At 62.8% G+C, this 23,980-nt stretch carries 18 protein-coding genes; 6 read left to right on the forward strand and 12 right to left on the reverse strand.

Annotated elements, in window-relative coordinates:
* Nucleotides 1–68 precede the first annotated feature (68 nt).
* The 4 genes from trxC to AC07XM_RS07555 all read right to left on the reverse strand — a co-directional run bounded on the left by trxC (nt 69) and on the right by AC07XM_RS07555 (nt 7,232).
* Nucleotides 69–503, reverse strand: coding sequence for a thioredoxin TrxC (gene trxC / locus AC07XM_RS07540; protein WP_016489611.1), 435 nt, complete (start codon nt 501–503; stop codon nt 69–71).
* Between the two features lie 136 nt (nt 504–639).
* Nucleotides 640–2,100 (reverse strand): protein adenylyltransferase SelO, encoded by a 1,461-nt coding sequence (selO, locus tag AC07XM_RS07545; RefSeq protein WP_102689680.1) that lies wholly within the window; start codon nt 2,098–2,100, stop codon nt 640–642.
* Nucleotides 2,101–2,145: 45 nt separating this feature from the next.
* Nucleotides 2,146–5,454, reverse strand: a complete 3,309-nt coding sequence (gene mscK / locus AC07XM_RS07550; RefSeq protein WP_023046999.1) for a mechanosensitive channel MscK — start codon at nt 5,452–5,454, stop codon at nt 2,146–2,148.
* Between the two features lie 35 nt (nt 5,455–5,489).
* Nucleotides 5,490–7,232 carry a potassium/proton antiporter gene (locus AC07XM_RS07555; protein WP_016489608.1) on the reverse strand — a complete coding sequence of 581 codons (1,743 nt, stop codon included), beginning with the start codon at nt 7,230–7,232 and terminating at the stop codon, nt 5,490–5,492.
* A gap of 179 nt (nt 7,233–7,411) precedes the next feature.
* Here AC07XM_RS07555 and AC07XM_RS07560 point away from each other — a divergent pair, with 179 nt between their 5' ends.
* Complete coding sequence (locus AC07XM_RS07560; protein ID WP_102689679.1) at nt 7,412–9,562, forward strand: dermonecrotic toxin domain-containing protein; 2,151 nt, start codon at nt 7,412–7,414, stop codon at nt 9,560–9,562.
* 45 nt (nt 9,563–9,607) lie between these two features.
* Here AC07XM_RS07560 and betA read toward each other — a convergent pair whose 3' ends face one another.
* From betA to betI, 3 genes are all read right to left on the reverse strand, one after another.
* A complete protein-coding gene (gene betA / locus AC07XM_RS07565) occupies nt 9,608–11,305 on the reverse strand; it encodes a choline dehydrogenase (protein ID WP_016489606.1) in 1,698 nt (565 codons plus the stop codon).
* A 77-nt stretch (nt 11,306–11,382) separates the two neighbouring features.
* Entirely contained in the window at nt 11,383–12,855 is a 1,473-nt protein-coding gene (betB, locus tag AC07XM_RS07570; protein WP_016489605.1) for a betaine-aldehyde dehydrogenase, read from the reverse strand.
* A 39-nt stretch (nt 12,856–12,894) separates the two neighbouring features.
* Nucleotides 12,895–13,551 carry a transcriptional regulator BetI gene (gene betI, locus AC07XM_RS07575; protein WP_102689453.1) on the reverse strand — a complete coding sequence of 219 codons (657 nt, stop codon included), beginning with the start codon at nt 13,549–13,551 and terminating at the stop codon, nt 12,895–12,897.
* Nucleotides 13,552–14,083: 532 nt separating this feature from the next.
* Between betI and AC07XM_RS07580 the strand changes: the two genes are divergently transcribed.
* A complete protein-coding gene (locus tag AC07XM_RS07580; RefSeq protein WP_224372596.1) occupies nt 14,084–16,030 on the forward strand; it encodes a BCCT family transporter in 1,947 nt (648 codons plus the stop codon).
* Nucleotides 16,031–16,203: 173 nt separating this feature from the next.
* On the opposite strand, the gene AC07XM_RS07585 is transcribed toward AC07XM_RS07580, so the two are convergent.
* From AC07XM_RS07585 to gpmI, 4 genes are all read right to left on the reverse strand, one after another.
* Nucleotides 16,204–16,971, reverse strand: a complete 768-nt coding sequence (locus tag AC07XM_RS07585) for a divergent polysaccharide deacetylase family protein (RefSeq protein ID WP_024717347.1) — start codon at nt 16,969–16,971, stop codon at nt 16,204–16,206.
* An 8-nt stretch (nt 16,972–16,979) separates the two neighbouring features.
* Nucleotides 16,980–18,296 (reverse strand): S41 family peptidase, encoded by a 1,317-nt coding sequence (locus tag AC07XM_RS07590; protein WP_016489601.1) that lies wholly within the window; start codon nt 18,294–18,296, stop codon nt 16,980–16,982.
* Nucleotides 18,297–18,374: 78 nt separating this feature from the next.
* The gene (locus tag AC07XM_RS07595) at nt 18,375–19,682 is read right to left on the reverse strand and encodes a murein hydrolase activator EnvC family protein (protein ID WP_016489600.1); all 1,308 of its coding nucleotides are present in this window, start codon (nt 19,680–19,682) and stop codon (nt 18,375–18,377) included.
* A gap of 208 nt (nt 19,683–19,890) precedes the next feature.
* Nucleotides 19,891–21,426, reverse strand: a complete 1,536-nt coding sequence (gpmI, locus tag AC07XM_RS07600) for a 2,3-bisphosphoglycerate-independent phosphoglycerate mutase (RefSeq protein WP_102689454.1) — start codon at nt 21,424–21,426, stop codon at nt 19,891–19,893.
* Nucleotides 21,427–21,632: 206 nt separating this feature from the next.
* Between gpmI and AC07XM_RS07605 the strand changes: the two genes are divergently transcribed.
* The 3 genes from AC07XM_RS07605 to secB are packed head-to-tail and all read left to right on the forward strand — an operon-like array spanning nt 21,633 to nt 22,827.
* On the forward strand, nt 21,633–22,046 hold the full coding sequence (locus AC07XM_RS07605) for a rhodanese-like domain-containing protein (protein WP_016489598.1): 414 nt from the start codon (nt 21,633–21,635) through the stop codon (nt 22,044–22,046).
* Nucleotide 22,047: 1 nt separating this feature from the next.
* Complete coding sequence (gene grxC, locus AC07XM_RS07610) at nt 22,048–22,302, forward strand: glutaredoxin 3 (RefSeq protein ID WP_016489597.1); 255 nt, start codon at nt 22,048–22,050, stop codon at nt 22,300–22,302.
* A gap of 39 nt (nt 22,303–22,341) precedes the next feature.
* On the forward strand, nt 22,342–22,827 hold the full coding sequence (gene secB / locus AC07XM_RS07615; RefSeq protein WP_016489596.1) for a protein-export chaperone SecB: 486 nt from the start codon (nt 22,342–22,344) through the stop codon (nt 22,825–22,827).
* A gap of 154 nt (nt 22,828–22,981) precedes the next feature.
* Here the strand turns inward: secB and trmL are convergent, their stop codons facing one another.
* The gene (gene trmL / locus AC07XM_RS07620; protein ID WP_013974580.1) at nt 22,982–23,443 is read right to left on the reverse strand and encodes a tRNA (uridine(34)/cytosine(34)/5-carboxymethylaminomethyluridine(34)-2'-O)-methyltransferase TrmL; all 462 of its coding nucleotides are present in this window, start codon (nt 23,441–23,443) and stop codon (nt 22,982–22,984) included.
* Here trmL and AC07XM_RS07625 point away from each other — a divergent pair.
* On the forward strand, nt 23,442–23,879 hold the full coding sequence (locus AC07XM_RS07625) for a hypothetical protein (RefSeq protein WP_016489595.1): 438 nt from the start codon (nt 23,442–23,444) through the stop codon (nt 23,877–23,879). The genes trmL and AC07XM_RS07625 overlap by 2 nt on opposite strands.
* The last annotated feature ends 101 nt before the right edge of the window (nt 23,880–23,980 follow it).

Raw genomic sequence — 23,980 nt, forward strand, 5'->3', positions numbered from 1 at the left:
AGCGCCGCGCGGGCGGCGCTCGATCTCACAGGCGCGATCCTGCTAACGGCATGCACTAGAAAACACACCTAAACCCCTTGGCTACGCACCCACTCCAGCAACGACTGGAGTGGAAATGCTCCGGCCTGGCGGCTGACTTCGCGGCCGTTCTTGAACAGCAGCAGGCTGGGGATCGAGCGGATGCCCAGTTGCCCGGCCAGGTTGCGGTTGGCTTCGCTGTCGAGCTTGGCCAGGCGGCAGCGGCCGGCCAGTTGGCGGGCGGCTTGTTCGAAGGTGGGAGCGAAGGATTTGCAGGGGCCGCACCAGTCGGCCCAGATGTCGACCAGCAGCGGCAGGTCGCCTTTGATCTGGCTGGCGTAGCTGGCTTCGGTGAGCTCGAAGGGGGTGCTCAACAGCACCTCCTGTTTGCAGCGGCCGCATTTCGGCGCGTCGCCCAGGCGCTCGGCGGGCAGGCGGTTGAGGCCGTTGCAGTGGGGACAGGGGATTACCAGTGGGTCGGACATATCAATTCCTTGTGTTGTTTGTTCGGGCCCTATCGCCGGCAAGCCAGCTCCCACAGGGGGACCGCTTGCCTCAGGTCTGGCACGTTACCTGTGGGAGCTGGCTTGCCGGCGACAGGGCCGGTAGAGCAATCATCAATCAGGAAGAGCAGCTGATTTCCAGGTGCTTGCCCCATTCCGGCGGTCGCTGGGCGTAGGCCTGCATCCCGGGCTGTTCCTCGAAGGGGCGGGTCAGTACCTGGTGCAATTGCCGTACTTCACTGTAATCCCCCGCCTCAGCCGCTTCGATGGCCTTTTGCGCCAGGTAGTTGCGCAGCACATACAGCGGGTTCACCGCATGCATCCGTTCACGGCGGCCTTCGGCATTGCCGGGTTCGCGTTCACAGCGGGCCAGGTAGTCTGCACCCCAGGCATCGAAGCCGGCCAGGTCGATAAAGTCGTCGCGCACCACCTTCAGCGCCTGTGCCGCAGGCTGTTCACCAAGCTTGCGGAAGAACAGGCTGTAGTCCACACCACCACGCTGCATGCACTGCAGCAGGCGCTCGACCAGTGCCATATCGTCGTCTTCGGCAGTGGTCAGGCCCAGGCGCCGGCGCATCAGGTCCAGGTAATGCGCCTGGTACAGCGGCAGGAACAGCCCCAGTGCTTCCTTCAGTGGCTCAACCTCGATGACAGTGGTCAGGGCCTGAGCCAGCGCGCTGAGGTTCCAGTGGGCGATGGGCACCTGGTTGGCGTAGCTGTAGCGGCCACGGTCGTCGGAGTGGTTGCAGATGAAGTTGGCGTCGAAGTCGTCGAGGAAGGCGTACGGGCCGAAGTCGAAGGTGATGCCCAGGATCGACATGTTGTCGGTGTTCATCACCCCGTGGCAGAAGCCATAGGCCTGCCAGCGGGCGATCAGTTCGGCGTTGCGCTCGACGATGGTACGGAACATGGCCAGGTACGGTTGTTCGGCGTCACGGCATTCGGGGTAGTGCTGCTCCAGCACATGGTCGATCAGCACACGCTGCTGTTCGGGCTGCTTGGTGTAGTAGAAATACTCGAAATGGCCGAAACGTACATGGCTCTGCGCCAGGCGGGTGAGCATGGCGGCGCTTTCACGGGTTTCGCGCCACACCACGGTGCTGGAGCCGATCACGCACAGCGCCCGGCTGCTGGGGATGCCGAGGGCGTGCAGGGCTTCGGAAGCAAGGAATTCGCGGATCGACGAGCGCAGCACGGCGCGGCCGTCGCCCATGCGTGAATACGGGGTCTGGCCGGCGCCCTTGAGGTGCAGGTCCCAGTGCTCGCCTTTGTCGCTGAGGACTTCGGCCAGCAGCAGGCCGCGGCCATCGCCCAGGCGGGGGTTGTACGAGCCGAACTGGTGCCCGGAATAGACCATCGCCCGTGGGTCGGCTTCTTCCCACAACTTATGGCCGCTGAACAGCTCGGCGAACACTGGCAGGTCGGCTTGCGCGGGGTCGAGCTCGAGCAAGGCCATGGCCGACTCGCTGGCTACCACCAGGCGCGGGTCTGCAATGGGCTCGGGCAGCACCTGGGTGGAGAACGCATCGCCCAGGCGGGCGAAGCGGTTGTCGAAGGTGAGTTGGTCGAGGGCTTTCACGGGCTGCTCCTGAGATTCAGCACAGAATAAAGCATTCGAGCCCACTCAGGCCGGTGCAGTGCCATCCGGTTTAGGTTGCTCCAGCGGAATCAACTGCTGCTTGCCGCCCTTCTGGTCCATCAGGAACACCTCCACCTGGCGTACCGAGATCTTGATGTTGTGGGCCTTGAACTCGCGGTTGATGTAGCGGTTGATCTCGTCCAGCGTCGGGTTGCGGTCGCCCAGGTCGCGCACGTGCATGCGCAACTCATGGTCGAGCGAGCTTTCACCGAAGTTAAGGAAGTACACGATCGGCTCCGGGTCCTTGAGCACGCGCGGGTTTTCGTGTGCGCCCTTGAGCAGCAGGTCGCGTACCAGGTCCAGGTCGGAGCCGTAGTCGATGCCCAGCTTCAGCGTCACTCGGGTGACCGTGTCGGTCAGCGACCAGTTGATCAGCTGGCCGGTGATGAAGGTCTTGTTGGGGACGATGATGTCCTTGCGGTCGAAATCGGTGATGGTGGTGGCGCGGATGCGTATCTTGCTCACCGTGCCCGACAGGTTGCCGATGGTGATGGTGTCGCCGATCCGTACCGGGCGCTCGAACAGAATCATGATGCCGGAAATGAAGTTGGCGAAAATTTCCTGCATGCCGAAGCCCAGGCCCACCGACAACGCGGCCACCAGCCATTGCAGCTTGTCCCAGCTCACCCCCAGGGTCGACAGGGTGCTGACGATACCGATGCCGACAATGGTGTACGACAGCAGGGTCGTGGTGGCATAGGCACTGCCTTGGGCCAGGTTCAGGCGTGAAAGCACCAGCACCTCGAGCAGGCCTGGCAAGTTGCCCGCCAGGGCGAAGGTGATGCCGACGATCACCAGCGCACCCAGCAGGTCGCCGAGGCTGATCGGCACCATACTGGCGGCCGTGCCGGTGCCGCTGGTGTATTCGTACAGGACGAAGTTGTTGAGGTAGGCGAACACTGAGATCAGGTCTGCCCACACCCAGTACAGGCCGGCGATGAAGCCGCCGAGCAGGGCCAGGCGGATCAGGCGCAGCGATTGCTGGTTGACCTGCTCGATGTCCAGCGTCGGCTCTTCGGTAATGACTTCGCCATCCAGCCCTTCCTTGGCCGCAGCCCGTTTGCTGAGCGCGCGTTGGTAAGCCAGGCGCCGTGCCGCCACTGACAGGCCGCGCACGAATGCCGCTTCGATCACCAGCCAGAACATTAGCAGGTACAGGGTGTAGATCAGCCGGTCGGTGAGTTTAAGCGCGGTGTAGTAGTAGCCGAAGCACACAGCGACGAACAGGGCGATGGGCAGGGCGGTGAACGCGACGCCCACGGCCTTGCGGAACAGAGAGGTATTGCGGTGCGCGGGGCTGCTGAGCAGCAGGCGGCTGAGCAGCCAGGCCATCAGTGCGTAGCAGGTCAGCACCACGCCGATACCCAGCACGTCGTCGGCCAACGCCGAAGGCTGGTGTTCGGCCACCGCCACCACACCGACCAGTGCCAGCACCACGGTGCCCAGGCGCCGCACCCAGCCACGCAGGAACTCGACCTGCGGTTTGTGCCAGCGGAAGTGGATTTCTGCCACGCCACCGGGGGCGAGGATGCGGTAGGCGGTGTAGAACACCAGCCAGGCCTGGGCCAGCTGCCAGAGTGCGGCGCCCAGGTTGGCGTTTTGCCCGCGGGCGTCGATCTGCAAGGCGTAGCTGCACAGCGCCAGGCCAAGGCTGACCGGCATCGCCAGGAGGATGTTGATAAGGATCGCCTGGGGCGTGTGCCATTGGCTGTCACGGCGGAAGTGGCCGATGTCCTGGTGCACCTTGCCTAGCCGTTGGTACAGGTACTTGCGCCGCCACAACAGCGCGCCGATGACCAGCAACAGTGGCAAGAACAGCAGCGGACGCTGGCTCAGGCCGTCGGCCAGCTCTTTCAGGCCCGAGCCCCACGGCAGGTTGGCGACCTGGTCGGCCAGGCGCTCGGGTACATAGCTCAGCCAGTCCCAGTCCAGCGGCTTGTTGCTGGGGATCCAGAACATCTGCTCGTCCAGGGTGGTGCGCAGGTTCTGTGCGGTGCCCAGCAGCTGCTTCTGGTTGAGCTGCAGGGTGATCGATTCGTTGAGCAGCGCCGACAGTTCGCGGTTCAGCCGCTCCAGCAGGTCACTGCGGGTGATCGCCACCTCCAGCAACGCCTTGCGCAGCTGGGGAGTCACGTCTTCCTGCGGTTGGGCGGCCAGCAGCTTGTCGACGTAGGTGACCGGGTTGCTCATCTGCTCGCGTTGCTGGTTGACCTCGAACTGGTACAGCCGGGTGTCGGCGATCTGGTCGGCCAGGTCGCGGTCGACTTTCAGGTGCGGCAGGGTCTGCTTCTGCTTGTAGAGGATCTTTGACAGCAGCAAGCTGCCCTTGAGCACGTTGATCTGCTCGTCCAGCGCCTGGTCGGCCTGGGTCAGGCTGTCCAGCTGCTGCTTGGTGCGCAGGTTCTGCTGGGTCAGCTCGTTGAGGCGGTCGGTGCTTTTCAGCAGGTAGTCGGAGAGCTTGAGGTTGATCGCGCTTTCGGTCGCCAGCAGGCTGCTGCCACCGGCCTTCTGGGCCTCGATCGACTGTTGGGTAACCGCTTCCTGGGACTGGGCCAGGCGCTTTTCGTTGATCAGGGTCTGCAGGTCCTGGATTTCCTGCTCCAGGCGCGCGGCGCGCTCGATCAGCAAATCATGACGAGCATTGCCGAGATCTTGCAGCAGGGTGTTGCCGGCCAGTTCCTGGCGGCGCAACAGGGTCAGCGCGTTGAGCGAGGCAAGTTCGGCGTTGAGCTGGTTGCGCTGGTCGGCGTTGATCGATTTGCCGCCGTCCTTGCCGGTTTTAAGGATGGTGTTGATCTGCTGGGCGCGGGCCTGGCTGTTGCTGATTTCGGCCTGGGCGCGTTCCGGGCGGGTTTGCGAATTGATGATCAGGCTGTTGGCTTCGGACAGCGCCTTCTGCAGCTCGCCCTGCTGGGTGTTGCGTTCGCTGAGCATTTGCTCGAGCTGCGGCACGGTGAGTGCGGCGTACCGTTGAGCGACGGGCAGCGCCTTGCTTTGCTTGAGCCTGGCGAGCTCCTTCTGGCTGTCACTGGTTTCCTTGGGCGCACTGGTCAACTGCTGCTTGAGCGCGGCGAGCTTCTTTTCGTTGTCTTCCTTGCTGGCAAGCAGGCTCAGCGTTTGCTCGAGCACTTGCTGCAGGGCCTTCTGGTCAGCCTCGGGCAGTTTGCGCTCGGCGATCTTGTCGAGGCTATTCTGGATGCTGGCGGTGGTCGGGGCTTCTGCCGCGGTGGCGGCAAAGGAAAGGGACAGGCACAGCCCGAGCAGGGCTGTGCGAAGGTACGCGCGCAGGGACATAGGCAGACTACTTGTGGATCCGGCAGAAACGAAGTTTAGAGGAACAATCCTGGTCCGGGTCGCGTTCCTTCGGGGAATCTGACGCCTACTTTCTGAATCTTGTTCCCGTCCATGGTCGCCACGGTCCAGATCGTGCCATGCCAATCGACCTGGTCACCTACTACTGGAGCGCCTCCGACCTTCTGTCGGATGAACTGCGCCAACGGCATTTTCGCGTCCAGGCCATCGAGTTTCAGGCCGTAAAGCGCTGCAACGGCTCCCAGTTCGGCATCGCCTTCGAGCACGAAGTCGCCAAAGAAACGCAGGTCCAGGCCGCGTTGTGGCGCTTGGCTGAACAACTTGCCCAGGGCAGGCAGGTTGTGCTCATGACCGATCACGCAGAGCATGTCGTCAACTTGCAGCACGGTACTGCCTGAGGGGTGCAGCAGTTGTTCGCCCCGGAACAGCGCGGCAATCCGCGTGCCTTCGGGCATTTTCAGCTCGCGCAGGGCGGCCCCGATGCACCATTTTTCGGCGCCCAGGCGGTAGACGAACATTTCCCACTCGCTGGTGATGTGCACTTCCAGGGCAGAGCGGGAGATTGGCGCCGGGTCTGGCGGTACGGTCACTTTTAGCAGTTTGGCCACCCACGGCAGGCTGGTGCCTTGCACCAGCAGTGATACCAGCACGATGAAGAACGCCAGGTTGAAGAACAGCTGAGCGTCTGGCAGGCCGGCCATCAGCGGGAACACCGCCAGAATGATCGGCACCGCGCCGCGCAGGCCTACCCAGGAGATAAAGCCTTTTTCGCGGCCATGGAAGGCCTTGAACGGCAGCAGTGCCGCGACCACCGACAGCGGCCGCGCCACCAGGATCATCCACAATGCCAGGCCTAGCGCCGGCAAGGCGATGGGCAGCAGGTCGTGAGGTGTGACCAGCAGCCCCAGCACCAGGAACATGCCGATCTGGGCCAGCCATGCCATGCCGTCGAGCATGTGCAGGATGCCATGGCGGCTGCGGATAGGCTTGTTGCCCAGCACCAGGCCGCACAGGTATACGGCGAGGAAGCCGCTACCGTGCAGGGCGTTGGTCAGCGAGAACACCACCAGGCCGCCGGCTACTACCAGGATCGGGTACAGGCCACCGGCCAGGTTGATGCGGTTTACCAGTTGCAGCATCAGCCAGCCGCCACCCAGGCCCAGCAGCCCGCCGATGCCGAATTCGCGCAACAGGTGGCCCAGCAGGCTCCAGTGCAGGCCGGTCTGGCCGCTGGCGATCATGTCGATCAGGGTGACCGTGAGGAACACGGCCATTGGGTCGTTGCTGCCCGACTCGATCTCCAGGGTGGCGGTAACCCGTTCGTTCAGGCCTTTGCCGCCCAGCAGCGAGAACACCGCAGCGGCATCGGTAGAGCCAACGATGGCGCCGATCAGCAGGCCCTGGATCAGGCTCAGGTTGAACAGCCAGGCGGCGACCAGGCCGGTGAGGGCGGTGGTGATCATTACCCCGACCGTGGCCAGCGACAGCGCCGGCCACAGCGCTACGCGAAAGCTTGCCACCCGCGTGCGCAAGCCACCGTCGAGCAGGATCACGGCCAGTGCCAGGTTGCCCACCAGGTAGGCGGTCGGGTAGTTGTTGAAGATGATGCCGCCACCATCGACACCGGCGACCATGCCGACGGCGAGGATGATGACCAGAATGGGGATGCCCAGGCGCGAAGACAGCGAGCTGACCAGAATACTTGCACCCACCAGCAATGCGCCGATCAAGAACAGGCTGTTGATGGTGCTTGCATCCAAAGGCAGGTACTCCGAGACAGCGGCGGGAAGGGACGTGGTAGCGCGTTTTTCAGCAAAAGCTAGCAGGTCGCGTGCCAATCGATTCTAACCTGAGGCCGATGCGGGCTGTAAAGCGATACCGCATCGTTACTGCGGCTTGCCTGTGTAGTGGAACGCCTTGTCCCAGGTAGCCAAGATCCATGAACGATCAAGAAACCTTGTCACTCGCCCAGCTGGCCCAACGCATGCTGGGGCATTTCCCTGATTTGCACAGGATGGCGAGTCAAGCGGCCGGCCATGTGCTGCACCAGCAACTAGGGTACTGGGTGGATCCGGACAGGCTCTATTGGCACGAATTCCACGCCGCAGCAACGAGCTCGCGCAGCTACACCGGCTGGTGCCACAGCGGGCCGCCTTGGCGCTCCCTGAGCCTGACCGAGCTGGTGATCCAGCGCTTCAGCCCACAGCAGCAGGACAGTGCAGATGAATTAAGCGTTTACGGTGGCTTCTACCGGGTGGACGCCAGCCACATTGACTATGACGAGCGCAACGAAGTGCGGCTTGACCCACAGCAAGTGCTGAAGGCGTTCTGGCAACTGGATTTTGCGGGGCGCTATACCGAGGCTCTGAGCAGGTTCCGGTCGCAGCATGGCGAAGATTATTGCGTGCTGGCCCGCGCCCGTTTCCTTGCCGCCGTGGGCCAATCGACGCTCAGCGAGCCAGAGCGGCGGGAGCTGATGGTGGCGACGTTTGCGGTACCCGCACTGCCGATCAGTGTGCAAGGTCTGCGACAGCCCCGGCCAGTGAATGCCCAGCGGGGTTGGAGCACGCTTGCCATCGGCGGTATCAGCGCCAGGCTGCTGTTCCAGCATAAGCTGAAGACTGGCAAGTTGTGCCTCTATCTTGCCGATGCGCAGGCTGTTGTGCAGGTATTCGACAATCGCCACGCACTTACAGCATGGCTTGCTGATCAGGCCGCCACGCCTGAGGGGCGGGAGCGCCTGGTCAGGCTGTTCGTCGGGGATGGGGTACTGGCACAGCCGCTACGCCTGCGCATAAGCACATACCTCAAGTGGCTTGCCCAGTCACGGGGCGATATCACGATTGCCGGGCAGGCGATTGCAGGGGACCTGTTCGTCCACCTGCGCGAAGCGGTCATGGATGATCTGACCAGCGATGCCCACGAGCGGCTGACCACCAACGCACAACTGCGCAAGGCCAACTGGTTGGCGGGCTTACAAGCTGCCAGTCTGGTCATTGCACCGATGGCGCCGTTTGGCTGGCCAGTCTTATTGACCTCGCTGGGGCTTGGCACCGTGAGCCTGGCGCTGCACCTGGACCGGGCGCTCAATGGCAAACGGGCCTGGCGCACGGCAGCATGGTGGGCAGTACTGACGGATATCCTTTTCATCCTGCTTGATGCAGCAATGATGCGTGCCGGTGACCTGTTCAGCGATAGCCGCGTACCCCCGCGCAATGTTGGCCAGGTGCAAACCGCGGTTGCCAAGGTCGATTGGGAGCTTTACATGGCGCCGGCGGCAGACGAATTGCTGGCTGTGTCGGACCAGGCGCTGGCCCGCCAGGAAGCCCTGATGGGCGCGGTGCCGTGGGCTGACCTGGATGCCTTGGGCGCCCGCGGTGAGTATCTGGATGCATTCAGTGAGCCCTTTCCCGTCTATCGCGATGAGCACGGCTTTGGCTCGCCCGCCATTGCCGAGTACACCAGCTCACCAGAGCGCTACAACAACCTGTGGCGGGGGCTGCCCCTCGAGGGTACTCACGCCGAGAATATCCAGCGCAGTCACGACCTTGCCCGTGCCCTTGGCGAGATAGGCGTAAGCAACCAGGTACGGCTGTACCGTGCTGCGTCGGGCTTGCGGGGTTCCGGTATACCGGCATTCGGCGATGGCGCCATTGAGGTGGGGGACGTGCTGGTGACCACCGACTTCACGTCTTTCACGGAAAACCGTTATGCGCTCTGGGAGGTTTTCAACGACCCGCAGACCCAGGTCAGTGGCAGAGGGGCGTTTGATGACAACGCGTTGGTGTACGTGCTGGAACCGGGCGAGGACATGCAGGCCACGCCTATCGGGCCTTTCTCAAGGCGACCGGATGAGGCAGAGTCGCTGATGTTGCCAGGGCGCTACCTGCAAGTGGAAAAGATGACGGCCGTTCAGGGCCACGATTATCGCTTCATGGAGGTGGGCCTGAAGGCACTGGCGCAAGCGCCAAGCGGGGTCACAGTGCGGGAGATGCGCACGGGGGTATTGTTCGATCGCCAGGCACTGGCTGAGCGGTTGGGCACAGAGGATGACGCGTTGATGCGCACCTTCTTTGCGCTGCCCACCTGACTGGAAGGCGTAAGAGGGGCCGCAGCGCGGCCCCTGATCAGGGTGTCAGCCCTGCTTCACTTCACGCATCGGCTTGCCTTTCACCGGCGCATCCCCTGCCACATAGTACTTGGCGGTGCTGCGCGGCAGCGGCTTGCGACCACGGATCTTGTCCGAGATCTTCTCGGCGATCATGATCGTGGTGGCGTTGAGGTTGCCGGTGATGATCAGCGGCATGATCGACGCATCGACCACGCGCAGGCCCTTCATGCCATGCACACGGCCTTCGCCGTCAACCACTGCCATGTCGTCGGTGCCCATCTTGCACGAGCACGACGGGTGGAAGGCGGTTTCGGCGTGCTCGCGGATGAACTTGTCCAGCTGTTCGTCTGTTTGCACGTCGGCGCCCGGGCTGATCTCGCGGCCACGGTATGGGTCCAGTGCCGGCTGGGCCATGATTTCGCGGGTCAGGCGGATGCCGTCACGGAACTCCTGCCAGTCCTGCTCGGTGGACATGTAGTTGAACAGGATGCTCGGGTGCTGGCGCGGGTCTTTCGACTTGGCCTGGATGCGGCCACGGGCAGGCGAGCGCATGGAGCCCATGTGCGCCTGGAAGCCGTGTTCCTTCACGCCATTGGAGCCGTTGTAGTTAATGGCCACCGGCAGGAAGTGGTACTGAATGTTCGGCCACTTGAATTCAGGGCGCGTACGGATGAAGCCACCAGCCTCGAACTGGTTGCTGGCGCCGATACCGGTGCCGTTGAACAACCACTCGGCGCCGATGGCCGGCTGGTTCCACCACAGCAGCGATGGGTACAGCGACACCGGCTGGGTGCAGGCGTACTGCAGGTACAGCTCAAGGTGGTCCTGCAGGTTTTCGCCAACGCCCGGCAGGTCGTGCACAACCGGGATGTCGAGGCTTTCCAGCAGTGCGCGCGGGCCCACGCCAGAGCGCTGCAGCAGCTGCGGAGAAGCGATGGCGCCGGAGCTTACGATCACCTCCTTGCGGGCACGGGCTTCAACACGCTCTTCGCTGTCGCCGACCAGGTAAGTCACGCCAACGGCGCGTTTGCCGTCGAACAGCACGCGGTCGCTCAGGGCGTGGGTGACGATGGTTAGGTTCGGGCGCTTCTTGGCTTGGTCCAGATAGCCACGGGCGGTGCTGGAGCGGCGGCCGTTTTTAGTGACCGAACGGTCCATCGGGCCGAAGCCTTCCTGCTGGTAGCCGTTGAGGTCTTCGGTGCGCGGGTAACCGGCTTGTACGCCGGCCTCGACCATGGCGTGGAACAGCGGGTTGTTGCCGGCCTTTGGCGTGGCAACGCTGACCGGGCCTTCACCACCGTGGTAATCGTTCGGGCCGATGTCACGGGTTTCGGCTTTACGGAAGTATGGCAGGCAATCCAGGTAGGTCCAGTCTTCCAGGCCTGGCAGTTCTGCCCAGCCGTCGAAGTCCATGGCGTTGCCGCGGATGTAGCACATGCCGTTGATCAGCGACGAGCCACCCAGGCCCTTGCCACGGCCACACTCCATGCGGCGGCCGTCCATGTGCGGCTCCGGGTCGGTCTCGTAGGCCCAGTTGTAGCGGCGGCCCTGCAGCGGGAAAGCCAGGGCGGCTGGCATCTGGGTGCGGAAGTCGAAGCGGTAGTCAGGGCCACCGGCTTCGAGCAGCAGCACGGTGACGCCGGCGTCTTCGGTCAGGCGGGTGGCCAGGGTGTTACCGGCCGAACCGGCACCGACGATGATGTAATCGAATTCTTGGGACATGAAAGTACCCTCGTGTTGGCGGTGATCAGGGAGCGGAAACGCCCGTGCACAGCGGCACGGGCGTGGCTAGACAGGGTTTAGAAAACCGAGTTGTAGCCGCCCAGCTCGACCTGGACCGACTTGATGCGAGTGTATTGAGCCAGCGAGCTGACGCCGTTCTCACGGCCGACGCCCGACTGCTTGTAGCCACCGACCGGCATTTCGGCCGGCGATTCACCCCAGGCGTTGATCCAGCAGATACCGGCTTCCAGCTTGTGGATGATGCGGTGGGCGCGGGTGATGTCGTTGGTGCACACACCGGCGGCCAGGCCGTACTCGGTGTCGTTGGCACGGCGGATCACTTCTTCCTCGGTCTCGTAGGACAGGATGCTCATGACCGGGCCGAAGATTTCTTCCTTGACGATGGTCATGTCGTCGGTGCAGTCGGTGAACACGGTCGGGGCCACGAAGGCGCCCTTGGCGAAGTCACCTTCGGTCAGACGCTCGCCGCCGCACAGTACGCGGGCACCTTCTTCTTTACCCTTGGCAATGTAGCCCAGCACGTTTTCCATGTGAGCGAAGCTGACCAGCGGGCCGAAGTTGGTGTTTTCGTCTTCCGGGTTGCCAACGCGGATGCGCGCAACACGCTCGGCGATCTTGGCTTCGAACGCCGCCTTCATTTCAGCTGGGATGAACACGCGGGTGCCGTTGGTGCACACCTGGCCCGAGCTGTAGAAGTTGGCCATCATGGCGATGTCGGCGGCCTTGTCCAGGTCGGCGTCGGCGCAGATGATCAGTGGCGACTTGCCGCCCAGCTCCATGGTGACTTCCTTCAGCGAGGAGCTGGAGGCGCTGGCCATGACTTTCTTGCCGGTGGTGGTGCCGCCGGTGAAGGAGACTTTTTCGATGCGCGGGTGCTCGGTCAACCAGGTGCCAACTTCGCGGCCGCTGCCGGTCAGCACGTTGAACACGCCATTCGGCAGGCCGGCTTCGGTGTAGATCTCGGCCAGTTTCAGGGTGGTCAGCGAGGTGACTTCCGATGGCTTGAAGATCATCGCGTTGCCGGCGGCCAGGGCCGGGGCGGATTTCCACAAGGCGATCTGGATCGGGTAGTTCCAGGCGCCGATACCTGCGGTCACGCCCAGCGGCTCGCGGCGGGTGTAGACGAAGGACGATTCACGCAGCGGAATCTGCTCGCCTTCGATGGCCGGTACCAGGCCTGCGTAGTATTCCAGCACGTCGGCGCCGGTGACGATGTCGACGTAGCGGGTTTCGGAATACGACTTGCCGGTGTCCAGGGTTTCCAGCTGGGCCAGTTCATCGTTGCGCTCGCGCAGAATTTCGACGGCACGGCGCAGGATGCGCGAACGCTGCATGGCGGTCATCGCAGCCCAGACTTTCTGGCCACGCTCGGCGCTTTCCACGGCCTTCTCGACATCGGCCTCGGTGGCACGTTGTACGTGGGCGAGGACTTCGCCGGTGGCCGGGTTGATGGCTTCGAAGGTGGCATCGCTGCCAGCGTCGACGTAAGCGCCATCAATGTAGAGTTTTTGCGTTCCGAAACGGGCCATAGTGTCCTCGCAAGTGCAGTGTGTGGTTTGGCTTGCGCGTCACGCTCCTGCCGGGTTGGCAAGGGCCGTGCGTGCTGGTTCGGCAGCCTGGTCGTTTGTGCCCAGGGTGTGCTGTTTAGCCAGTTGTAGAGCCATGTATTCGTAAGCAATCCGTATCGCCTGGTCGGTGTCGAATGCATCACCCGACAGGGCGCCACGCAGCCACAAACCGTCGATCAGGGCTGCCAGGCCGCGGGCTGCCTTGCGCGCATGGTAGAGCGGCAGGGCACGGCGGAACTGGCAGCACAGGTTGGAATACAAGCGGTGGTCGTTGATCCGCTGCAACCTGTGCAAATCGGGCTGGTGCATGCTGGAAGCCCAGAAGGCCAACCAGGTTTTCATTGCCGGGCCGTTCACCTGGCTGGCATCGAAGTTGCCTTCGATGATCACTTTCAGATGAGCGCGCGGGCTGTCATCCGCCAGGGCCTGTCGGCGTGCTCTGACACCTTCGTTGAGCATGCTCATGATGTAACCCATCGTCGCTGCGATCAGGCCGTTCTTGTCCCGAAAGTAGTGACTGATGATGCCGTTTGACACACCGGCCAAGCGGGCAATCAGCGCAATGCTGGCGTCCCCCAGACCGACCTGATCGACCGCCTGCAATGTGGCTTCGATCAACTGCTGGCGGCGGATGGGTTGCATACCGACCTTGGGCATCTTGCTATCTCCTCAGGTCTGCGAGCAGGCGACGGGCGGCTGACTCGGCGAAGACCAGTCTATTTTGTTTTGATTGAACGTTCAATCAATAAAGAATAAGCTCTGCGACAATTTGTGCCATTGACAGCTTTCAGGGCGGTCGAGAAGGCACGGATTGACACCCTAGGAAATCGTGTAACCCCCGGAATACAAGGCGTTGACGGGCATGAGCGATGCGAAATACAGATTCTGCCGCACGGCCCCTGGCCCTGCGACAGGCCCTTGGAGCGGGCGAGGTAGTCTGTGACGAATGCGCGCACCCCTGCGGATGCTTGGCATTTTTCAGCAGCCCCAGTCTGTTTTTTTGCAACGTATCGATTCGGGATCACGGTTTCCAAGGTGCTTTTATAACACCTGACGCAGTGGGGATATTCCACCAATTGCTCGGGAAAGACTGATTAGCCTCCACAGCCGTACTGCCCGGAGCATTCGTGCAATGAGTTCTGCCTCACTTACCAAGCCCCCCGCCGAGAGGGTACGGGTCAACCGCGTGGTGTTCTTCACCTCCGCGCTGATGATCCTTGTTCTGACTGCCTTGCTGATCGCTGTACCCGATACCGCTGGCCAGGTGCTGGGCGTGGCCCAGAAATGGCTGACGCGCACCTTTGGCTGGTACTACATGCTGGTGATCTGCGGTTACCTGCTGTTCGTCGTCTACCTGGCCTTCTCCGATTACGGCAAGCTCAAGCTTGGCGGCAAGGACGACCAGCCTGACTTCAGCTACGGCGCCTGGGCCGGCATGCTGTTCTCTTCCGGTATTGGCATTTCGCTGCTGTACTTCGGCGCTTCCGAGCCGCTGGACCATTACTTCAACCCACCGGAAGGCACCCCGGCCAGCCTCGAAGCTGCGCGCCAGGGCCTGCAGCTGACCTTCCTGCACTGGGGCCTGCATGGCTGGGCGATCTACGCCTTGGTCGGCCTGGCCGTGGGTTACTTCGCCTACCGTCACAACCAGCCGCTGGCATTGCGCTCAGCGCTGTACCCGCTGGTGGGCGAGCGTTGGGTCAAGGGCGCTGCCGGCAACGCGGTGGACATCTTCGGCATGTTCGTCACCCTGCTGGGCCTGGTGACCAACCTGGGGATCGGCTCGATGCAGGTGTCCTCGGGCCTTGAATACCTGTTCGGCATGGAGCACAGCCAGACCAACCTGCTGGTGGTGATCCTGGTCATGGCCGGCGTGGCCACCGTGGCGGCGGTATCGGGCGTGGAAAACGGCATTCGCCGCTTGTCCAACCTGAACATCCTGCTGTTCAGCGGCCTGCTGCTGTTCGTGCTGCTGGCGGGCAACACGCTGCACCTGTTCAACGGCTTTGTGCAGAACGTTGGCGACTACCTGAACGGTATCGTGTTGAAAACCTTCGACCTTTACGTGTACGAAGGCGAAGCCGGCAAGTCCGAGCGCTGGTTGGGCCTGTGGACCGTGTTCTACTGGGCCTGGTGGATTTCCTGGGGCCCGTTCGTCGGCATGTTCATTGCCCGTATCTCCAAGGGCCGTACCGTGCGCCAACTGGTCAGCGGCGTGCTGTTGATCCCGCTGGGCTTCACCTTGGCCTGGCTGTCGATCTTCGGCAACACCGCACTGGACCTGGTGATCAACCAAGGGGCGGTGGAGCTGGGCAAGACTGCGCTGGAACAGCCGTCAATGTCGATCTACCAACTGCTGGAATACTTCCCGGCGGCGAAGATCGTGATTGGTGTGGCGGTATTTGTCGGCTTTGTACTGTTCCTCACCCCGGCCGATTCCGGCGCGGTGATGATGGCCAACCTGTCGTGCAAAGGCGGCAAGGTGGATGAAGACGCCCCGCACTGGATGGTGGTGTTCTGGTCGGTTGTCATTACCCTGGTCACCATCGGCCTGCTGTTTGCCGGTAACTTCGAAGCCATGCAAACCATGGTCGTGCTGGCAGGCCTGCCGTTCTCGGTGGTGCTGGTGCTGTTCATGTTCGGCCTGTACAAGGCCATGAAGCAGGACGTGGCGGTCGAACAGGAGCGCGCCGAACTGGCGGCCCGTGGTCGTCGTGGCTTCAGCGAGCGCCTGACCCAGCTGGAGCTGCAGCCCACCCAGGCTGTGGTGCAGCGCTTCATGGACAAGCAGGTCAGCCCGGCGCTGAAAGAAGCGGCCGCGCAGTTGCAGACTCTGGGCTTTGAGGTGGAAACCCGCGTTGGCCAGTCGCGCAACATGATGGGCCTGCGGGTGATGATGGACGAGGGTAACCCGTTCGTTTACGAAGTGAGCCTGGACGGCTACATGGCCGCGCCGAGCGAGGCGCCGGTGGAGGGTGAACCGGAAGTGCGTCAGCGCTACTATCGCGCCGAGGTGTACCTGCACGATGGCAGCCAGGAGTATGACCTGATGGGCTTTGCGCCCGAGCAGATCGTGCGTGATGTGCTGGATCAGTTCGAAAGCCACCGCCAGCTGCTGGGGCGTGTGTACAGCTGATTGCTGTTGATGCAAACAAAACCCCGCTCACTGAGCGGGGTTTTTTATTGGGGTCGCTTTGCGGCCCTTCGCGGGCATGCCCGCTCCCACAGGATTGTCACAGGGCCTGAAGCCGGCGCGATCCCTGTGGGAGCGGGCGTGCCCGCGAAGGGCTGCAAAGCAGCCCCAGCTTCTCAGCGATTGGTGTAGCGGCCATTCTTGCCATGCCCAGGCATCGCCTGGTTGCTGCGCACGGCAATCATCTGGCTGAGCCTGATCAGTTCGACGCCCTGGGCCTTGAGCTGTGGCAGTGCCCGTTCCAGCACGTCGAGGGTTTGTGGGTAAGGATGCCCGATCAGCACCGCAGACCCTTGCTTGCGCGCCAGGGCGATGCCTTGCTGCAACTGCCCGGTGATCGCCTCGGTTGTGCGCACATCGTCGAGGAACACATCCCGCGAAACGTGGGCCAGGCTGATGCGCTGGGCCTCGGCTGCGGCCACGGTGGCGGCGCTGGTGCGGCTGTCGACGAAGAACAGGTGGCGTTGCTGCAGTTCACCCATCAACCAGGCCATGGGTTCACGCTGTGCCGTCATGCGGCTGCCCATGTGGTTGTTGATGCCGGCGGCGTAGGGCACTTTCGCCAAGGCCGCATCCAGGCGCTGCGCCAGCGCTTCGATGGCTATGCCCGGGTGCCAGGCATAGGGCCCGGTGGCCGGGTCCATGGGCATGTGCAGGATCACCGTTTTGCCGGCCTTGTGGGCCTGGCGGGCGAAGTCAGTGGCATGCGGGGTATCGGGCATGATCGCCATGGTCACCGGGCCGGGAAGGGCGAGGGTGCGGCTGTCACGCTCGGTGCTTTGGCCCAGGTCGTCGATGATGATGCTCATGTAGGCCTTGCTGACCGGCGCCGCGTGCGCGACACCGGCCATCAGGGAGAACAGCAGACACAGCAGGTAACGCATCGTGTGGATCATTTGCCCGAAGTGATGTTCAGCCCCTTGAGCAGGCTCAGGGCCTGGCTCAGCTGGAAGTCATCGTCCTGCGGGCGTTCCTTGCGTTTGCTGCTGCCGGTCGGGCGGTCGGCGCCGCCGTTGCCGTTGCCCAGGTGGCCCTGCAGGTCGGCTTCCTTGAAATTGTCGGTATCGACTTCGGCGGTAAGTTTGGCCGGGCGCACTTCGATATCGGGGACGATGCCCTGGGCCTGGATCGAGCGGCCATTCGGCGTGTAGTACAGCGCGGTAGTCAGCTTCAGGGCGCGGTCGTTGGCCAGCGGCAGCACGGTCTGCACCGAGCCTTTGCCGAAGCTGTCGGTACCCATCAGTACGGCGCGCTTCTGGTCCTGCAGGGCGCCTGCGACAATTTCCGAGGCCGAGGCACTGCCGCCGTTGATCAGCACCACCAGTGGCACGCCATCGCTGGCGTCGGCCGGGTCGGCAGAGAAACGCAGTTCGGAGTTGGCGATGCGGCCCTTGGTGTAGACGATCAGGCCCTTGGTCAGGAAGTGGTCGGCCACTTCCACCGCCGACTGCAACACGCCGCCCGGGTTGTTGCGCAGGTCCAGCACTACCCCGCGCAACTTCTTGCCGTTGTCTTTGCGCAGCTTGGCCAGCGCCTTGCCCACTTCGTCGCCGGTCTTGACCTGGAACTGGGTGATGCGGATGTAGCCGTAATCGTTCTCCAGCAGCTGGCTCTTCACGCTCTTGACCTGGATAACCGCGCGGGCCAGTGTCACGTCGAACGGATTGCCGCCGTCACGCACCAGGGTCAGGGTGATCTTCTCGCCGATCTTGCCGCGCATCTTGTCGACCGCTTCGGTCATGGTCTGGCCACGGGTCGGGGCGCCGTTGATCTTGACGATCAGGTCGCCTGCCTGCACGCCGGCACGCGAAGCCGGGGTGTCGTCGATTGGCGACACCACCTTGATAAAGCCGTCTTCCTGGCCAACCTCGATGCCCAGCCCGCCGAACTCGCCGCTGGTGCTTTCCTGCAGCTCCTGGAAGTCCTCCGGGCCGAGGTAGGCGGAGTGCGGGTCGAGGTTGCTGAGCATGCCCTTGATGGCGTTTTCCAGCAGGGTCTTGTCATCCACCGGTTCGACGTAGGCAGCCTTGATGCGGTCCATGACCTCGGCGAAGGTGCGCAGCTCTTCCAGCGGCAGCGGCGCCTTGGCGGTTACCTCGGTGGCTGGCACTGCGGCGGCCTTGGCCGGCTCTGCGGCGGTGGCCAGGGGCGCGCCGACCGCCAGGGCGATGGACAGGGCCAGCTGGGTGAGACGAGGCGAGTGCAGCATGTCGAACGAACTCCTGATCCTGTAAGTGCTCCCTGGGGAGCATCGGCGCAGCTCTCAGTCTACGCCGTATAAATTTGACTAGCCCCGGCACCATTGCGAAGGGTCGGTAGGCCGGCCCTGCTGGCGGATGGCGAAGTACAAGCCTGCCGCGTCCTGGCCACCGCTGTCACCAACGGTGGAAATGGCTTCACCGGCCTTGACGATATCACCGGCGTTTTTGAGCAGGCTCTGGTTGTGACCGTACAGGCTCAGGTAACCATTGCCATGGTCGAGAATGACCAGAAGCCCCGCGCCGCGCAACCAGTCGGCGAACACCACGCGCCCGCCGTGCACCGCACGGACCTGGGTGCCCGGGTTGGCACTGATCATCACCCCATCCCACTTGGCACGGGCGTCGCTGCCGCGGGCATCACCGAAGCGTGCCAGCAATCGACCGTTCACCGGCCATGGAAGTTTTCCCCGTGCCGAAGAAAATGCACCGCCGTAGCTTGCGCCGTCGGTGGAAACCATCGGGCCGAGCGTGGTGCGGGCCTTTTTCGGTGGTTCCACAGGTTCCTGGGCCTGCTCGCGGGCAGCGGCGGCGGCCAGCGCCTCCTGCTGACGGCGTTTTTCCGCTTCCTGCTGGGCCAGCAAGGCTTTCTTGCGCGCCTCTTCAGCTTCGCGGGCCTGCCGGGCCAGGGTTTCCTCGATGGTCTTGAGGACTTTGGACAGGTCGGCCTGGTCCTGCTCGCGGGCTTGCAACTTCTGATCGCGGTCCTTCATGTCGCCATTGAGCTTGGCCAGCACCTGCTGGCGCTTGCCGCGTTCGGCTTCCAGCGCCTGGCGGCGGCTGTCGAGGTCGGCGCGCTGGGTCAGCAACTGTTGCTGCTGGCCGGCAATTTCCTGCTCGACGTTGGCCAGTTGGCGCAAGGTCTCGTTGAAGGTGCGCAATTGCTCCAGGCGCGCTTTGCTGAGGTAGTCGTAGTACGTCAGGGTGCGGGCGAACTTCTCGGGGTTCTGCTGGTTGAGCAGCAGTTTGAGGTATTCCTCGCGGCCGTTGTTCTGGTAGGCCGAGCGGGCCTGTATGGCAATCAGTCGTTGTTGTTCAACGCGGGCGCTCTGGAGTTTTTTTTTCTCGGTATCAAGGCGCTCCAGATCGCCCTCGGTCTTTTTTAGTTCTTGCTGCAGTGCCTCCACCTGCTTTTCGAGGTTGCCGATGTCGGTCTCGGTGGCTTTGAGGTCCTTTTGCACACCGGCCTTTTCTTCCTGGAGCTTGCCCAGCGTCTTCTTGAGCTCGGCAATATCCTGGCGGGTGGCGTCCAGTTGCTGCTGGGTCTGGGCACGCTCATCGGCAAAGGCCGGGCTGAGCAGGCAAGACAGGGCGAGTAGGATCAGGGCGCGAAGCATGGGGTTTGGCGTACCAAGGATGGAGACCGGCCTAGTATGCCCGCCCGGGCAGGCAAAAAAAACGCCTCGCTGCGGGTGCAGGGGGGCGTTGGTCTGGAAGTCATGTGCGATCGGGGCCGCTTTGCGGCCCATTCGCGGGGCAAGCCCGCTCCCACAGGTACCCACGCAGTGCGTTGTGGGAGCGGGCTTGTCCCGCGAATGGCGCCAATCAGGCGTCGATCAGGATCGACGTCCCGGTCATTTCCACCGGCTTTTCCAGCCCCAGCAGCTTCAGCATGGTCGGTGCCACATCGGCCAGCACACCGCCTTCGCGTACCTTGACGTTGCGCTTGCCCACATAGATGAACGGCACCGGCTCGGTGGTGTGCGCGGTGTGCGCCTGGCCGGTGCATTCGTCTTCCATCTGCTCGACGTTGCCATGGTCGGCGGTAATCAGCGCTTCGCCGTCTACCTTCTCCAGTGCTTCGACAATGCGCCCTACACAGGTATCCAGCGCTTCGACCGCCTTGACCGCTGCCTCGAACACGCCTGTGTGGCCAACCATGTCACCGTTGGCGTAGTTGACCACGATCACATCGTAACGCTGCTGCTCAATGGCTTCGACAATGCGATCGGTCACTTGCGGCGCGTTCATCTCCGGCTGCAGGTCGTAGGTGGCGACCTTCGGCGACGGGATCAGAATGCGTTCTTCACCTTCAAACGGCTCTTCACGCCCGCCCGAGAAGAAGAAGGTAACGTGGGCGTACTTCTCGGTCTCGGCGATGCGCAGCTGGGTCTTGCCGTTCTTGGCCAGGTACTCGCCCAGCACATTGTTCAGGCTGGAGGGTGCAAAAGCCGCCGGGGCCGGGATCTTGGCCGAATACTGGGTCAGGCCGATGTAGGCCGCCAGTTTTGGCAGGCGGGCGCGTGGGAACTCGCTGAAGTCGGTTTCCACAAACGCACGCGACAGCTCGCGGGCGCGGTCGGCGCGGAAGTTCATGAAGATCACGGCGTCGCCATCTTCAACCTTGACCGCCTCGCCAATGCGCGTGGCCTTGACGAACTCGTCGCTCTCGTCACGGGCATAGGCCGCTTCCAGGCCGGCCTGGGCGGTGTCGGCGGTGTACTCGGCGGTGCTGTCGACGATCAGGTTGTAGGCGGCGCTGACACGGTCCCAGCGGTTGTCGCGGTCCATGGCAAAGTAGCGGCCGATCAGGCTGGCGATGCGGCCCTTGCCCAGCCTGGCGAAGGTGGCGTCGATCAGTTCGATGGACGACTGGGCGCTGCGTGGCGGGGTGTCGCGGCCATCGAGGAAGGCGTGCAGGTAGATCTTTTCTGCCCCGCGCTGCGCAGCCAGTTCGGCCATGGCAACCAGGTGGTCCTGGTGGCTGTGCACGCCGCCATCAGACAGCAGGCCGAGAATGTGAATGGCCTTGCCGGCACTGGTTGCCTTGTCCACGGCGCCGGTTAGCACCGGGTTCTCGAAGAACTCGCCATCGCGGATGGCTTTGGTGACGCGGGTGAAGTCCTGGTAGACGACGCGGCCGGCCCCCAGGTTCATGTGACCGACTTCGGAGTTGCCCATCTGCCCGTCCGGCAGGCCGACATCCATGCCCGAGCCGGAAATGAGCCCATGCGGCCGGGTGGCGCGCAGGCGATCATAAACCGGCGTATTGGCGGCAAAGATGGCGTTGTGTTCGGGGATTTCACTGTGGCCGAAGCCATCCAGGATGATCAGGACCAGGGGTTTGGGCGTACTCGTCATCAATCAAACTCACGGTTGTTCAAAGATGATAAAGACACGCATTTTAGGGCAAATACGCCACCTGCGGCGAATATTCGTCCTGTTCCCTGACCAGCGCGGCCAATGCGGCAACATGAAGGTACCTTTGCAGCCCGCCCGTCGGGCTTTGGTGGTACTGGGGGGCTGTGTATACTGGCCGGCATTTTCAATCGCCTGGAACACCGCTGATGGTTGCTCACCTGATTCAATTCGCGACAGATCACTACATCCTGGTTGCGATTTTCGTTGTTCTGCTGGTCCTGCTGCTGCTCAACGAAATCCGCCGCGGCGGCCAGAGCCTGAGCAATGGCCAACTGACCGCCCTGGTCAACGCCGACAAGGGCCTGGTCATCGACATCCGTACTGCCAAGGAATACGCCGCTGGCCACATCGTCGGTGCCATCAACATTCCGCAGGACAAGCTGGCCGCTCGCATGAGCGAGCTTGAAAAGCACAAAGAGAAGACCCTGATCGTTGTCGACGCAATGGGCCAGCAGTCCGGCACCCACTGCCGCGAACTGCTCAAGGCTGGCTACACCGCTGCCAAACTGAGCGGTGGCGTTTCCAGCTGGAAAGCCGATAACCTGCCCCTGGTGAAGTGATATGAAGCCCGTCATCGTCTATTCCAGCGACTACTGCCCCTACTGCATGCGCGCCAAGTACCTGCTCGAGAGCAAGGGCGTGGCCTTCCAGGAAATCAAGGTCGACGGCAAGCCGCAGGTTCGCGCCGAGATGAGCCAGAAGGCCGGCCGTACGTCGGTGCCGCAGATCTGGATCGGCAGCACCCACGTCGGTGGATGCGATGACCTCTATGCCCTGGAGCGCGCTGGCAAGCTCGACGCGCTGCTGGCGGCCTGATTTGCACTGCATTCAAAAACATTAGGATAAGGACCTGCCATGACTGACCAACAGACCAACGGCGCTGCTGCAGAAGACAACAGCCCTCAGTTCTCCCTGCAGCGCATCTATGTGCGCGACCTGTCGTTCGAGGCCCCGAAAAGCCCGCAGATCTTCCGTCAGACCTGGGAGCCAAGCGTTGCGCTGGACCTGAACACCAAGCAGAAGGCTCTGGAAGGTGACTTCCACGAAGTGGTGCTGACCCTGTCGGTTACCGTCAAGAACGGTGACGAAGTGGCCTTCATTGCTGAAGTGCAGCAGGCCGGTATCTTCCTGATCGCCAACCTGGATGCGGCTTCGATGAGCCACACCCTGGGTGCGTTCTGCCCGAACATCCTGTTCCCTTACGCCCGTGAGACCCTGGACAGCCTGGTGACCCGCGGTTCGTTCCCGGCCCTGATGCTGTCGCCGGTCAACTTCGACGCACTGTACGCGCAAGAAATGCAGCGCATGCAGGAAGCGGGCGAAGTGCCGACTGTGCAGTAATCACTGCCGGTATCAAGAAAGCGCCTCTCGGGGCGCTTTTTTGTTGCCTGTTCCGGCCTCTTCGCGGGGCAAGCCCGCCCCCACGTTGAACTGTGTACGCCCAACCCTTGTGGGAGCGGGCTTACCCCGCAAAGAGGCCGCCCCTGCCAATGCATCAGCTACCGGCAAACCCGTTCTGCCGCCAGGCCTCATACACCGTCACCGCCACGGTATTGGACAGGTTCAGGCTACGGCACCCCGGCCGCATTGGCAGGCGCAGGCGTTGTTCAGCCGGCAGGCTGTCCAGCACCTCGGCCGGCAACCCGCGGCTCTCTGGCCCGAACAGGAAGGCATCGCCCGGCTGATAGGCCACTTCATGGAACGGGTGCGAGCCTTTGGTGGTAAAGGCGAACAGCCTTGGATTACCCAGGCTTTCCAGGCATCCGGCCAGGCTCTCGTGGCGCTTGAGCGTGGCATACTCATGGTAATCCAGCCCCGCGCGACGCAGGCGCTTGTCATCCAGTTCGAAGCTGATGGGTTCGATCAGGTGCAGGTCGCAGCCGCTGTTGGCGCACAGGCGAATGATGTTGCCGGTATTCGGCGGAATTTCTGGTTGAAAAAGGATGACGTGAAACATGCACGGCTCCAAGCGTGAAGATGACGGGCATTCTACCCCTGAACCGGACGTGCGTTCGAAGGCCTTCCCACGGGTAATGCTGTCACTGGCGATTGTCGGCTTGATGGTAGGGCTGATGATCGGCCGCCTGACCGCGCCCGACGAGCGTGAGCTGCAGCAGGTGGAGGTGGTGCAGGATGGCCTGACGCTGTGGTTCAACGAAGAACCCAAGCTGCATGGCGAGAATGTGGAAGGCACGGTTGCGCTGCTGTTCCAGGCTCAGGGCAAGGCTCAGCAGGGGCAATTGAGCCTGCAGGGCAAACCGGTCAGTTGGCGGGTACAGAAGAGTCAGGAAGGGTTGTTGCTGACGGTGATTGCCGCGCGTCCCCTGCACGGCGAGTGGGCCGGTGCAGAGGACGATGGGCGTTGGCGGGTACAGGTGAAACTGCACGAATAAAAGAGGGGATATCCCGGCCTGCCTGTACCAGGGTCCCCAAAAGGGGTTACTGCGTATAAAGGGGGGATGACCCGGCCTGCCTGTACCGAGGTCCCCAAAAC

Source organism: Pseudomonas sp. GW460-LB5 (assembly GCF_059423245.1).

Bases quoted from the DNA above. Each gene is read 5' to 3' on its own strand.
- AC07XM_RS07605 (WP_016489598.1), top strand. From the start codon at position 21,633: ATGGTTGCTCACCTGATTCAATTCGCGACAGATCACTACATCCTGGTT.
- trmL (WP_013974580.1), bottom strand. From the start codon at position 23,443: ATGTTTCACGTCATCCTTTTTCAACCAGAAATTCCGCCGAATACCGGC.
- betA (WP_016489606.1), bottom strand. From the start codon at position 11,305: ATGTCCCAAGAATTCGATTACATCATCGTCGGTGCCGGTTCGGCCGGT.
- secB (WP_016489596.1), top strand. From the start codon at position 22,342: ATGACTGACCAACAGACCAACGGCGCTGCTGCAGAAGACAACAGCCCT.
- betI (WP_102689453.1), bottom strand. From the start codon at position 13,551: ATGCCCAAGGTCGGTATGCAACCCATCCGCCGCCAGCAGTTGATCGAA.
- grxC (WP_016489597.1), top strand. From the start codon at position 22,048: ATGAAGCCCGTCATCGTCTATTCCAGCGACTACTGCCCCTACTGCATG.
- AC07XM_RS07590 (WP_016489601.1), bottom strand. From the start codon at position 18,296: ATGCTGCACTCGCCTCGTCTCACCCAGCTGGCCCTGTCCATCGCCCTG.
- gpmI (WP_102689454.1), bottom strand. From the start codon at position 21,426: ATGACGAGTACGCCCAAACCCCTGGTCCTGATCATCCTGGATGGCTTC.
- AC07XM_RS07560 (WP_102689679.1), top strand. From the start codon at position 7,412: ATGAACGATCAAGAAACCTTGTCACTCGCCCAGCTGGCCCAACGCATG.
- AC07XM_RS07625 (WP_016489595.1), top strand. From the start codon at position 23,442: ATGCACGGCTCCAAGCGTGAAGATGACGGGCATTCTACCCCTGAACCG.
- betB (WP_016489605.1), bottom strand. From the start codon at position 12,855: ATGGCCCGTTTCGGAACGCAAAAACTCTACATTGATGGCGCTTACGTC.
- AC07XM_RS07585 (WP_024717347.1), bottom strand. From the start codon at position 16,971: ATGCGTTACCTGCTGTGTCTGCTGTTCTCCCTGATGGCCGGTGTCGCG.
- mscK (WP_023046999.1), bottom strand. From the start codon at position 5,454: ATGTCCCTGCGCGCGTACCTTCGCACAGCCCTGCTCGGGCTGTGCCTG.
- AC07XM_RS07595 (WP_016489600.1), bottom strand. From the start codon at position 19,682: ATGCTTCGCGCCCTGATCCTACTCGCCCTGTCTTGCCTGCTCAGCCCG.
- trxC (WP_016489611.1), bottom strand. From the start codon at position 503: ATGTCCGACCCACTGGTAATCCCCTGTCCCCACTGCAACGGCCTCAAC.